Origin of the sequence: Pseudomonas sp. EZ-C24, from assembly GCF_014525325.1 — a bacterium.
GTDB lineage: Bacteria > Pseudomonadota > Gammaproteobacteria > Pseudomonadales > Pseudomonadaceae > Aquipseudomonas > Aquipseudomonas shirazensis.
Genome location: NZ_JACDIU010000013.1, coordinates 19,442 through 31,575 on the forward strand (window position 1 = coordinate 19,442; position 12,134 = coordinate 31,575).

Genomic DNA, 12,134 nt, shown 5'->3' on the forward strand with positions numbered 1-12,134 from the left:
TTTACTCCTTCGCCTCGTTGCGGCCCAAATGGAAGGCGGTGACGGCCGCAGCAAGCAGCAGCATCGAAGCCAGTTCGACCACCAGCAGATACGGACCGAACAGGCTGATGCCGACGGTCTTGGCGTCCACGGTGGTGCCGCTGATGCCCGCGCCGCTTGGCGCAACGAACAGCACATAGAGCAATTCAGCCAGCAGCAAAGCGCCCAGCAGCACCGGCCCGGCCCAGATCCCTGGGGTCAGCCAGCCGCGCTCCTGGGCGACCGAAGCCGGGCCCAGGTTGAGCATCATCACCACGAACACGAACAGCACCATGATGGCGCCGGCGTAGGCGATCACTTCCAGGGCACCGGCAAACGGTGCACCCAGCGAGAAGAAGATCATCGCCACGGAAATCAGCGAAATGATCAGGTAGAGCAGGGCGTGTACGGGGTTGGTGCCGGTAACCACCCGCAGGGTGGAAACCACGGCAATCCCGGATGCAAAGTAGAAAGCGAATTCCATCTTTCTGTCCTTATGGGAGCAAGCTCTTCACGTTGATCGGCTCGGCTTCGTTCTGTGCAGCGCCTTTCGGCTTGCCAGCGATTGCCATGCCCGCAACACGGTAGAAGTTGTAGTCAGGGTATTTGCCGGGGCCGGAGATCAGCAGATCTTCTTTCTCGTACACCAGGTCCTGACGCTTGAACTCGGCCATTTCGAAATCCGGAGTCAGCTGGATTGCGGTGGTCGGGCAGGCTTCTTCGCACAGGCCGCAGAAGATGCAGCGCGAGAAGTTGATGCGGAAGAACTCCGGGTACCAGCGACCGTCCTCGGTCTCGGCCTTCTGCAACGAAATGCAGCCGACCGGGCAGGCCACCGCGCAGAGGTTGCAGGCTACGCAACGCTCCTCACCATCGGGGTCGCGGGTGAGGACGATGCGGCCGCGATAGCGCGGCGGCAGGTACACAGCTTCTTCTGGGTATTGCAGGGTGTCGCGCTTGCGGAACCCGTGGGAGAACACCATGGCCAGGCTGCGCAGCTGCGTGCCGGTGCCCTTAACGATGTCGCCGATATACTTGAACATGGGTCAAATCCTCACTGGGCCGCGACGGCTGGCGTGTTGTAAAGCACGATCGCAGCGGTCACCAGCAAATTGATCAGGGTCAGCGGCAGGCAGAACTTCCAGCTGAAATCCATCACTTGGTCGTAGCGCGGACGCGGGATCGACGCACGGAGCAGGATGAACAGCATGATGAAGAACGCGGTCTTCAGGGCGAACCAGAGGAACGGCACCTGCGGCAGGATGCCGAACGGGCCATGCCAGCCACCGAAGAACAGCGTTACCAGCAGCGCCGAGATGAGGATGATGCCGATGTACTCACCGACGAAGAACATGCCCCACTTCATGCCGGCATATTCAATGTGGTAACCGTCGGCCAGTTCCTGCTCGGCTTCTGGCTGGTCGAAGGGGTGACGGTGAGTCACGGCCACGCCAGCGATGAAGAAGGTGCAGAAGCCAAAGAACTGCGGAATGATGAACCACAGGTTCTGCGCTTGATATTCGACGATGTCGCGCATGTTGAACGAGCCAACCTGCACGACCACGCCCATCAGCGCCAGGCCCAGGAACACTTCGTACGACACGGTCTGCGCCGAGGCCCGCAGGGCACCGAGCAGGGCGTACTTGTTGTTCGACGACCAGCCTGCGAACAACACCGCATAGACCGATAAACCGGCCATGGCGAAGAAGAACAGCAGGCCGATGTTCAGGTCGGCAACACCCCAGCTTGGGGTGATCGGGATGATCGAGAAGGCAATCAGCAGTGCGCTCATGGCCACTACTGGTGCCAGGGTGAAGATCACCCGATCAACGAACGGCGGGTTCCAGTCTTCCTTGAAGAACATCTTCAGCATGTCGGCTGCGATCTGGAACATGCCGAACGGGCCAACCCGGTTCGGACCGTAACGGTCCTGCCACCAGCCCAGCAGGCGCCGCTCGACAAAGCTGAGCAGCGCGCCGCAGACCACTACCGCGAGCAAGACCACAACGGCCTTGACCACGGCGATGATCGCGTCGATCACTTCGGGGGTGAACCAGGTCATTGTGCTGCCTCCTGCAGGCCTTCGACGGATGCACCGAAGATGGCCGGTGGTATCCCGGCCAGGCCTTTCGGCAACGCGACCAGGCCTGCGCCCAGCTGTTCATTGATACGCAGCGGCAGGCGCAGCGAGACGCCAGCGACGGTCAGGCTGAGCAGCGTGCCTTCGTTGACGCCGAGGCGGTCTGCTTCGGACTTGGCCAAGGCCACATAGGCTGGCTGGATGCGCTCTTGCACCGGTGCAGCGCGCGAGGAGGTTTCTTCGCTGCCGAACAGGTGGAACAACGGCACCGCTGTCCAGGTACCACGGGCCGGGCTGAACGCTGCCGGGATCGCGCTGAACCAGTTCAGACGGTCACCCTGCGACTCGATCAGGCGCACGCCTGGGTCACCTGCACGCAGATGGCCACCGACCTCATCCTGAAACTTGTTCCAGGCTTGCGGCGAGTTCCAGCCCGGCGACCAGGCGAACGGCACTTGTTGGCGCGGTTCGACCGAACCCGAGTAGCCTTCCATGGAGAAGGCGAACGCGGTGTCCTTGTCTTGCGGAGTACGCGGCTCGTGCACGCTGATGTTGGCGCGCATGGCCGTACGGCCGGAGTAGCGCAGCGGCTCACGGGCAAGCTTCAGGCCCTTGATGCGGAACGCAGCACTAGGCGCGGCGTTGACGATCGCGGCCAGTTGCGGCGTGGCGGCAGCGCAGGCGCTGGTGACGTGGTCCAACTGAGTCCAGTCGACCGGCTTGTTGAGCAGGGTCGCGCGCAGGGCGTGCATCCAGCGCCAGCCTTCGTGGATCTGGATGCTGCTGTCCATGTAGGTCGGATCGAACACCTGGAAGAAGCGCTGGGCGCGGCCTTCCTGGCTGACCAGAGTACCGTCGCCTTCGGCAAACGATGCCGCCGGCAGGACCAGGTGAGCGCGCTCGCTGGTGGCAGTCTTGGAGTGGTCGGCAACGATGACCACCTTGGCCGCAGCCAGAGCAGCGTCGACCTTGGCCGCCGGAACACGGGCGTACAGATCGTTTTCGACCACGACAATAGCGTCAGCCTTGCCGCTGATGACCGCATCCAGCGCAGCGTCCACCGAATCACCACCGAGCATGGCCAGGCCGAGGCTGTTGGCCTCAGGCACCACCAGGCTCAGCGAACCATTCTTCTCGCGCAGCTTGAGCGCTTTGGCGATGTTGGCGGCGGCTTCGATCAATGCAGGTTCGGCCAGGGAAACACCCGACACCACCAGCGGACGCTGGGCAGCGACCAAGGCATCGGCGATACGCTGGGCCAGGGCCTTGGCCTCGTCGTCCAGACCGATTACCGCTGGAGCACTTGGATCGATTGCGTGGGCGACAGCGAAGCCCAGGCGCGCCAGGTCGGCGGGGGCGGCGTGCACGCACTCTTCAGCGACGTCATCGAGCTTGGTTTCAGCAAGGCTTGCGATAAACAGCGGGTACAGCGCGTGCTGACCGATGTTTTTCACTGCGGCGTCGAGCCACGGCTGTACGCGCATCGCGTCGGCCATGGCCTCGGCCTTGCCTTTGGTGGCCTGGCGAACCGACAGGGCGACGCGCGCTGCGGTTTGGGTCAGGTCTTCACCGAGTACGAACACCGCATCGTGGTCTTCGATGTCGCGCAGGGTCGGCACCGGCAGCGGGCTGTTGTTGAGCACGTCCAGCACCAGGCGCACGCGCTTGAGCTCGGCAGCTTCCATGCCGGAGTAGAAGTACTCGGCACCGACCAGCTCGCGCAGGCCGTAGTTGCTTTCAAGGCTGGCCCGTGGCGAACCGATACCAACGATGGTGCGGCCGCGCAGCAGGTCGGCAGCCTTGTCCAGCGCAGCATCGACGCTCAGTTTGTTGCCATCGGCCAGCAGCGGCTGGCGCGGACGGTCCTTGCGGTTGACGTAGCCGTAACCGAAGCGGCCACGGTCGCACAGGAAGTACTGGTTGACCGAACCGTTGAAGCGGTTTTCGATACGACGCAGTTCGCCGTAGCGCTCACCCGGGCTGATGTTGCAACCGCTTGAGCAGCCATGGCAGATGCTTGGGGCAAACTGCATGTCCCACTTACGGTTGTAACGCTCGGAGTGGGTCTTGTCGGTGAACACACCGGTCGGGCAGACCTCGGTGAGGTTGCCGGAGAACTCGCTCTCGAGCACGCCATCTTCAACGCGACCGAAGTAGACGTTGTCATGGGCGCCGTAAACACCTAGGTCGGTGCCGCCGGCGTAGTCCTTGTAGAAGCGCACGCAGCGGTAGCAGGCGATGCAGCGGTTCATCTCGTGTGCGACGAACGGGCCGAGGTCCTGGTTCTGGTGGGTGCGCTTGGTGAAGCGGTAACGGCGCTCGTTGTGGCCGGTCATTACCGTCATGTCTTGCAGGTGGCAGTGACCGCCTTCTTCGCAGACCGGGCAGTCGTGCGGGTGGTTGGTCATCAGCCATTCGACGACGCTGGCGCGAAACGCCTTCGACTCGTCGTCTTCGATGGAAATCCAGGTGCCATCGCTGGCAGGAGTCATGCAGGACATGACGATACGACCGCGGGTGTCGTTTTCGTCGGTGTACTGCTTGACCGCACACTGGCGGCAGGCACCGACGCTACCAAGCGCCGGGTGCCAGCAGAAATAAGGGATGTCGAGGCCGAGCGACAGACAGGCCTGTAAGAGGTTGTCTGCACCGTTGACTTCGAGCGCTTTGCCGTCTACGTGGATAGTGGCCATGGTTCAAAGTTCTTCGTTGGCCCGCGTAAGCGGGCGTGGCTAATGGAAATCTGTGTGCCTGCGGCTCGCATCGGTCAATACCGTGCGCGCCTGCGAGGCTGGCGGGTGGCACGGACCACCCGCATGCAGTTGTGTTACGCGCCGGCCACAGTCGGTTCGACCTGGATCGGCTTGGCCAAATCCGGGCGCAGGGTGTGCTCGCTGGTAGCAGCGACACCGGCCTCGAACTCGGAGCGGAAGTATTTGATGGCGCTGCCCAGCGGCTCGACGGCACCCGGTGCGTGGGCACAGAAGGTACGACCAGGGCCGAGGAAGTTGACCAGGCCGAGCAGCGTCTCGATGTCTTCTGCCTTGCCCTGGCCGTTCTCCAGCGCACGCAGCATCTTCACGCTCCACGGCAAACCATCACGGCACGGTGTGCACCAGCCGCACGACTCACGGGCAAAGAACTCTTCCATGTTGCGCAGCAGCGACACCATGCTGACGCTGTCGTCGACTGCCATGGCCAGGCCGGTACCCATCCGGGTGCCAACCTTGGCGATGCCGCCGGCGTACATCTGCGCGTCGAGGTGCTCAGGCAACAGGAAGCCGGTACCGGCGCCGCCTGGTTGCCAGCACTTGAGCTTGAAGCCATCGCGCATGCCGCCGGCGTAGTCTTCGAACAGCTCACGGGCGGTCACGCCGAAGGGCAGTTCCCACAGGCCTGGGTTTTTCACCTTGCCGGAGAAGCCCATCAGCTTGGTGCCGTGGTCTTCGCTGCCTTCGCGGGCCAGCGACTTGTACCAGTCGACGCCATTGCCAACGATGGCCGGCACGTTGCACAGGGTCTCGACGTTGTTCACGCAGGTCGGCTTGCCCCATACGCCAACGGCGGCAGGGAAGGGCGGCTTGGAGCGCGGGTTGGCGCGGCGGCCTTCGAGCGAGTTGATCAGCGCGGTTTCTTCACCGCAGATGTAACGCCCGGCACCGGTGTGAACGAACAGCTCGAAGTCAAAACCGCTGCCGAGAATGTTCTTGCCCAGCAGGCCAGCGGCCTTGGCTTCGTCGATCGCACGGTTGAGGTTTTTCGCGGCGGTGGTGTATTCGCCACGCAGGAAGATGTAACCGCGGTAGGCCTTGAGGGCGCGGGCGCTGATCAGCATGCCCTCCACCAGCAGATGGGGCTGTTGCTCCATCAGCATGCGGTCTTTCCAGGTGTTGGGCTCCATTTCATCCGCGTTGCACAGCAGGTAGCGGATGTTCATGGATTCGTCTTTGGGCATCAGGCCCCACTTCACCCCAGTGGGGAAGCCGGCGCCACCACGACCCTTGAGGCCGGCGTCCTTGACGGTCTGAACGATGTCGTCCTGGGACATCTGCGCCAGTGCCTTGCGGGCAGCGGCGTAGCCGTCCTTGGCCTGGTACTCGTCGAGCCAGATCGGCTCGCCGTCGTCACGCAGGCGCCAGGTCAGCGGGTGAGTCTCGGCGGCGCGCGCAATGCGGTTGGCCGGGCCGAAGGAAGTGATGGTCATACGTAACCCTCCAGCAGTTTGGTCACGCCAGCAGGCTGCACGTCGCCAAAGGTGTCATCGTCGATCATCAGCGCCGGGGCCTTGTCGCAGTTGCCCAGGCAGCACACCGGCAGCAGGGTGAAACGCCCGTCTGCAGTGGTCTGGCCGAGGCCGATGCCCAGCTCGCTTTGGATCTGGCTGACCACCGACTCGTGGCCGCCGATGTAGCAGACCATGCTGTCGCAGACACGGATGATGTGCCGGCCGACCGGCTGACGGAAGATCTGGCTGTAGAAGGTGGCCACACCCTCGACGTCGCTGGCAGGAATCCCGAGCAGCTCGCCAATCGCATAAATGGCGCCGTCCGGGACCCAGCCGCGTTGCTTCTGGACAATCTTCAGGGCTTCGATAGACGCCGCACGCGGGTCCTCGTAGTGGTGCTTTTCGTGCTCGATGGCCGAGCGCTCGGTTTCGCTCAGGGCGAAACGGTCGGTTTGGATAAGCGTGTTATTCATGCTTAGCGGTCCACGTCAGCCATAACGAAGTCGATACTGCCCAGGTACGCGATCATGTCCGCGACCATGCTGCCTTTGATCACCGAAGGGATCTGCTGCAGGTGCGGGTAGCTCGGCGTACGAATCCGGGTGCGATAGCTCATGGTGCCGCCGTCGCTCGTCAGGTAGTAACTGTTGATGCCCTTGGTCGCTTCGATCATCTGGAACGACTCGTTGGCCGGCATGACCGGGCCCCACGAGACTTGCAGGAAGTGCGTGATCAAGGTCTCGATGTGCTGCAGGGTGCGCTCTTTCGGCGGCGGCGTGGTCAGCGGGTGATCCGCCTTGTACGGGCCTTCCGGCATGTTGCGCATGCACTGGTCGATGATGCGGATACTTTGGCGCATCTCTTCGACGCGGACCATGCAGCGGTCGTAGGCATCGCCGTTGTTGGCCAGCGGCACTTCGAACTCAAAGTTCTCGTAGCCGGAGTATGGCCGCGCTTTACGCAGGTCGAAGTCCAGGCCAGTGGAACGCAGGCCGGCACCGGTGACGCCCCATTCCAGGGCTTCTTTGGTGTTGTAGGCGGCAACGCCGATGGTCCGGCCCTTGAGGATGCTGTTCTGCAAGGCGGCCTTGTTGTACTCATCGAGGCGCTTGGGCAGCCAGTCGACGAAGTCCTTGACCAGTTTCTCCCAGCCGCGTGGCAGGTCGTGGGCGACGCCACCGATGCGGTACCAGGCCGGGTGCAGGCGGAAACCGGTAATCGCTTCGATCACGGTGTAGGCGCGCTGGCGGTCGGTAAAGGTGAAGAACACCGGGGTCATGGCGCCGACGTCCTGGATGTAGGTTCCCAGGAACAGCAGGTGGCTGGTGATGCGGAAGAACTCGGCGAGCATGATGCGGATCACGTCGACCTTCTGCGGCACCTGGATCCCCGCCAGCTTCTCGACCGCGAGCACGTACGGCAGGTTGTTCATCACCCCACCGAGGTAGTCGATACGGTCGGTGTAGGGGATGAAGCTGTGCCAGGACTGACGCTCGGCCATCTTCTCGGCGCCACGGTGGTGGTAACCGATGTCCGGCACGCAGTCGACGATCTCTTCACCGTCCAGCTGCATGACGATACGGAAGGCACCGTGCGCAGACGGGTGGTTCGGGCCCAGGTTGAGGAACATGTAGTCCTCGTTGGCGCCCTGACGCTTCATGCCCCAGGCTTCCGGGTTGAAACGCGCCGACTCTTCTTCAAGCTGCTGCTTGGCCAGGGTCAGGCTGAACGGATCGAATTCTGTGGCGCGCGCCGGGAAGTCCTTGCGCAGCGGGTGACCTTCCCAGGTCGGCGGCATCAGGATACGGGTCAGGTGCGGGTGGCCGGCAAAGTCGATGCCGAACATGTCCCAGACTTCACGCTCGTACCAGTTGGCATTTGGCCAGATACCGGTCACCGAAGGCAGGTTGAGGTCGCCTTCACTGAGCGAGACCTTGATCATCACGTCGCTGTTACGTTCTACCGAAAGCAGGTGGTAGAACACGCTGAAGTCAGCTGCCGGCAGGCCGCGGCGATGAGTGCGCAGGCGCTCGTCGACACCGTGCAGGTCGAACAGCATGCTGTACGGCTTGGCCACGTTGCGCAGAAACGCCAGCACTTCCTTGAGTTGGGCGCGCTTGACCCACAGCACCGGCATGCCGGTACGGGTCTCCTGGGCGACGAAGGCGTCGGCGCCAAAGCGGTTGTTCAGTTCGACGACCACATCTTGGTCGTCAGCCTTGTAAGGCGGAATATAAATAGCGGTGTCCGCTGTCATGGTCTCGGTCGCTTTCGGTCAACGTAGAGAATGAAGCCAGGCCGCCGGCTCCAGGGGGAGCGGGCGGCAGGTCGCTGGATCAGACTTCGTCGGGGCTGCGCAGGTTGGTGACCTGAATACGCTGTTCACGACGCAGGTCTTTCTGGGCAGGCATCTCGGCACGGTAAATGCCTTGATCGCCTACTACCCAGGAGAGCGGACGTCGTTCTTGCCCGATCGATTCCTGCAGCAGCATCAAGCCTTGCAGGAACGCCTCGGGGCGTGGCGGGCAGCCGGGTACGTAGACATCCACGGGGAGGAACTTGTCGACCCCCTGAACGACCGAGTAGATGTCGTACATGCCACCGGAGTTGGCGCACGAACCCATGGAAATGACCCATTTTGGTTCGAGCATCTGCTCGTACAGGCGCTGAATGATCGGCGCCATCTTGATGAAGCAGGTACCGGCGATGACCATGAAGTCGGCCTGACGCGGCGAGGCCCGGATGACTTCGGCGCCGAAGCGGGCGATGTCGTGGGGTGCCGTGAACGCCGTGGTCATTTCCACGTAGCAGCAGGACAGGCCGAAGTTATACGGCCACAGGGAGTTCTTGCGACCCCAGTTGACCGCACCACGAAGCACATCTTCGAGTTTCCCCATGTAGATGTTCTTGTGGACCTGGTCTTCGAGCAATTGATCGGTAACGGTTTCCCGCTCACCGACCGGATATTGCTCGTTGGGTGCATCCGGATCGATTCTGGTGAGATTGTATTGCATGCCAAAGCCTCATTGTTTCAGCTTCGCTTGCCGCTTGCGACGACCTTCGGGAGCCCAATCGAGGGCCCCGACGCGCCATAGGTAGACAAGACCTGCCAACAGAATTGCTATGAAAACGAGTGCTTCGACGAATCCGGTCCAGCCGCTTTCGCGGACGGACACAGACCATGCAAAGAGAAAGAGGGCTTCGATATCGAAGATCACGAAGAGCATCGCGACCAGATAGAATTTTGCCGACAGGCGCATGCGCGCCCCGCCGGTAGGCAGCATGCCGGATTCAAAGGGTTCGTTCTTGGCGCGGCCCCAGGCTTTGCTGCCGAGCAGGGCGGACAGGCCGAGCATGAAGGCGCACAGGCCGACGACACCCAGAAGGAAGATGGCAAAGCCCCAGTTGTGGGCGATGAGTCCTGCTGAATCCGACATGCTAGAAATCCTTATACAGAGACCCAGCTCTGCAGTCTGAAATAAGTAACGCGGCGACGCGGTGTCGCGGGTGCAGTGACCAAATGTCGCAGCTGAATCAATCGCGCTGATTTTATGGGTAAACCAAGAGCAAGTAAAATTTCTATGGCAAATTAATTCTTCGGTTTAACTACAAAAACCGATTGTAACTGGCTGAAAGCCTTGATTTTCGGGCGTTGCGGCTGGTTTTGTTAATTATGTTTCCTGCATCATGTAACGGAATGCAAGTTGCGTAATGATAATTAATATCGTTTGGGGTGGTGCGGTTCATTTTACTTGGTCTGATGCTTGCAAAGTTGCTGGCGGTGCTTTTTGGTTGCAAATGCGAAGGGCTCTCGTTCTAGCAGCTTTTTAAACGGTTTGCCCCGCTCTGGATCAATGGTCTGGTGAGTACTGGGGCGGGTTGTTCGCTTCTGGGAGCATAGACCTGATCCGGTTTTTTGCTCATACGCTGCCTGGGAGCTGGTCGGCCCTTTCTCGCTAACCATAAAAAAACCCAGACTCCCTCACCGGGAGCCTGGGCCTGCTCATTCCATCAACCAACCGCTACCTCAATGGAACTGCTCTTCCTCGGTCGAGCCGGTCAGCGCTGTCACCGACGAAGCGCCACCCTGGATTACGGTGGTCATGTCGTCAAAGTAGCCAGTGCCGACTTCCTGCTGGTGCGCAACAAAGGTATAGCCCTTGCTGGCATCGGCGAATTCCTGCTCTTGCAGCTTCACGTAGGCGGTCATGTCATTGCGCGCATAGTCATGCGCCAGGTTGAACATGCCGTGCCACATGTTGTGGATGCCGGCCAGGGTGATGAACTGGTGCTTGTAACCCATGGCCGACAGCTCGCGCTGGAATTTGGCGATGGTTGCGTCGTCGAGGTTCTTCTTCCAGTTGAACGACGGCGAGCAGTTGTACGACAGCAGCTGGTCCGGGTATTCCTTCTTGATCGCCTCGGCAAATCGGCGGGCTTCGTCCAGGTCTGGCTTGGCGGTTTCGCACCAGATCAGGTCGGCATACGGCGCGTAGGCCAGGCCACGCGAAATTGCCTGATCGAGGCCAGCGCGTACTTTATAGAAACCTTCACGGGTGCGCTCGCCGAGCACGAACGGCTGGTCGTACGGGTCGCAATCGCTGGTCAGCAGGTCGGCGGCGTTGGCGTCGGTACGGGCCAGGATAATGGTCGGTACGCCCGCAACGTCAGCAGCCAGGCGCGCAGCCACCAGCTTCTGTACAGCTTCCTGGGTCGGTACCAGGACCTTGCCGCCCATGTGGCCGCATTTTTTCACCGAGGCCAGCTGGTCTTCGAAGTGCACGCCGGCGGCGCCCGCTTCGATCATGTTCTTCATCAGCTCGTAGGCGTTGAGCACGCCGCCAAAACCGGCTTCGGCGTCGGCCACGATCGGCGCGAAGTAGTCGACGTAGCCTTCGTCGCCCGGGTTCTTGCCCGCTTTCCACTGGATCTGGTCGGCACGGCGGAACGAGTTGTTGATGCGCTTGACCACGGTCGGCACCGAGTCAACCGGGTACAGCGACTGATCGGGGTACATCGACTCTGCCGAGTTGTTGTCGGCGGCAACCTGCCAGCCGGACAGGTAAATAGCCTGGATGCCGGCTTTGACCTGTTGCACTGCCTGGCCGCCGGTGAGCGCTCCCATGCAGTTGACGAAGTCCTTGTCCGGACGGAAGGACGGGTGGGCACCTTGGGTGACCAGCTTCCAGAGTTTCTCTGCGCCAACCTGGGCCAGGGTGTGCTCCGGTTGCAGCGAGCCACGCAGACGAACGACATCGGCGGCGGAGTAGGTACGGGTCACGCCTTTCCAGCGCGGGTTCTCGGCCCAGTCTTTCTCGAGGGCTGCAATTTGCTGTTCGCGTGTCAGTGCCATGTGATTAAAACCTCGTCGCATCATTCTTGGGGTAGTTGTGGTGCTGATGCTCAAAAGTCGCGGATCAGAGCGCCTGACGGCTGTCCTGTTCGAAGGAGGTACGACGGCGAACGCCAAGGCTCGAAGGGGAAGGAGGGCGCAGCTCGGGCAAGGTGCGGCGACAGGTCGGCTCGTGGATGCCTTGCTGTGGCGCGACAGGATTTGCCTGGTGACTGCGGTGATGCGCTTCCGTCCCTCGGGACAACTTCTCGTTGCAGTCGCAATCCGGTCGAACCGCCTTGTGGGCCGTATAGACACGAGACGCCTCCAGGGGTAGCCGGAGCGCGCCTCGAAGACCCTTGCCAGGGCCTCTGATTAGCGGGAGCGAGGCCATCATGCCCTTGTCAAAAAGTGCCTGTCAAATGTTTTGTAGTGCTTTTCTGGGTCTACTACATCTTTGGTCTAATGCGACTCCACAG

At 61.5% G+C, this 12,134-nt stretch carries 10 protein-coding genes; all 10 read right to left on the reverse strand.

All coding sequences use genetic code 11. From position 1 onward, the window contains the following. Position 1 precedes the first annotated feature (1 nt). Complete coding sequence (nuoJ, locus tag IDM28_RS08375; RefSeq protein WP_101318377.1) at positions 2–502, reverse strand: NADH-quinone oxidoreductase subunit J; 501 nt, start codon at positions 500–502, stop codon at positions 2–4. 10 nt (positions 503–512) lie between these two features. Then, complete coding sequence (gene nuoI, locus IDM28_RS08380; RefSeq protein ID WP_101318379.1) at positions 513–1,061, reverse strand: NADH-quinone oxidoreductase subunit NuoI; 549 nt, start codon at positions 1,059–1,061, stop codon at positions 513–515. Between the two features lie 11 nt (positions 1,062–1,072). Continuing rightward, positions 1,073–2,080, reverse strand: a complete 1,008-nt coding sequence (gene nuoH / locus IDM28_RS08385) for an NADH-quinone oxidoreductase subunit NuoH (RefSeq protein WP_101318381.1) — start codon at positions 2,078–2,080, stop codon at positions 1,073–1,075. After that, complete coding sequence (nuoG, locus tag IDM28_RS08390; RefSeq protein WP_181089390.1) at positions 2,077–4,791, reverse strand: NADH-quinone oxidoreductase subunit NuoG; 2,715 nt, start codon at positions 4,789–4,791, stop codon at positions 2,077–2,079. Before nuoG ends, nuoH begins: the two co-directional genes overlap by 4 nt. 134 nt (positions 4,792–4,925) lie before the next feature. Continuing rightward, complete coding sequence (nuoF, locus tag IDM28_RS08395) at positions 4,926–6,302, reverse strand: NADH-quinone oxidoreductase subunit NuoF (protein ID WP_101318384.1); 1,377 nt, start codon at positions 6,300–6,302, stop codon at positions 4,926–4,928. Then, the gene (gene nuoE / locus IDM28_RS08400; RefSeq protein ID WP_101318386.1) at positions 6,299–6,796 is read right to left on the reverse strand and encodes an NADH-quinone oxidoreductase subunit NuoE; all 498 of its coding nucleotides are present in this window, start codon (positions 6,794–6,796) and stop codon (positions 6,299–6,301) included. The genes nuoF and nuoE overlap by 4 nt, the downstream gene beginning before the upstream one ends. Before the next feature lie 2 nt (positions 6,797–6,798). Continuing rightward, positions 6,799–8,580, reverse strand: coding sequence for an NADH-quinone oxidoreductase subunit C/D (gene nuoC, locus IDM28_RS08405; RefSeq protein ID WP_101318388.1), 1,782 nt, complete (start codon positions 8,578–8,580; stop codon positions 6,799–6,801). 79 nt (positions 8,581–8,659) lie between these two features. Beyond that, positions 8,660–9,337 carry an NADH-quinone oxidoreductase subunit B gene (locus IDM28_RS08410; RefSeq protein WP_101318390.1) on the reverse strand — a complete coding sequence of 226 codons (678 nt, stop codon included), beginning with the start codon at positions 9,335–9,337 and terminating at the stop codon, positions 8,660–8,662. 9 nt (positions 9,338–9,346) lie between these two features. Then, positions 9,347–9,760 (reverse strand): NADH-quinone oxidoreductase subunit A, encoded by a 414-nt coding sequence (locus IDM28_RS08415; protein WP_101318392.1) that lies wholly within the window; start codon positions 9,758–9,760, stop codon positions 9,347–9,349. A gap of 590 nt (positions 9,761–10,350) precedes the next feature. After that, positions 10,351–11,676 (reverse strand): isocitrate lyase, encoded by a 1,326-nt coding sequence (gene aceA / locus IDM28_RS08420; protein ID WP_101318394.1) that lies wholly within the window; start codon positions 11,674–11,676, stop codon positions 10,351–10,353. Between the last annotated feature and the right edge of the window lie 458 nt (positions 11,677–12,134).

Coding starts and splice junctions, on each gene's coding strand:
- nuoJ (WP_101318377.1), bottom strand. CDS start 502: ATGGAATTCGCTTTCTACTTTGCATCCGGGATTGCCGTGGTTTCCACC.
- nuoI (WP_101318379.1), bottom strand. CDS start 1,061: ATGTTCAAGTATATCGGCGACATCGTTAAGGGCACCGGCACGCAGCTG.
- nuoH (WP_101318381.1), bottom strand. CDS start 2,080: ATGACCTGGTTCACCCCCGAAGTGATCGACGCGATCATCGCCGTGGTC.
- nuoG (WP_181089390.1), bottom strand. CDS start 4,791: ATGGCCACTATCCACGTAGACGGCAAAGCGCTCGAAGTCAACGGTGCA.
- nuoF (WP_101318384.1), bottom strand. CDS start 6,302: ATGACCATCACTTCCTTCGGCCCGGCCAACCGCATTGCGCGCGCCGCC.
- nuoE (WP_101318386.1), bottom strand. CDS start 6,796: ATGAATAACACGCTTATCCAAACCGACCGTTTCGCCCTGAGCGAAACC.
- nuoC (WP_101318388.1), bottom strand. CDS start 8,580: ATGACAGCGGACACCGCTATTTATATTCCGCCTTACAAGGCTGACGAC.
- IDM28_RS08410 (WP_101318390.1), bottom strand. CDS start 9,337: ATGCAATACAATCTCACCAGAATCGATCCGGATGCACCCAACGAGCAA.
- IDM28_RS08415 (WP_101318392.1), bottom strand. CDS start 9,760: ATGTCGGATTCAGCAGGACTCATCGCCCACAACTGGGGCTTTGCCATC.
- aceA (WP_101318394.1), bottom strand. CDS start 11,676: ATGGCACTGACACGCGAACAGCAAATTGCAGCCCTCGAGAAAGACTGG.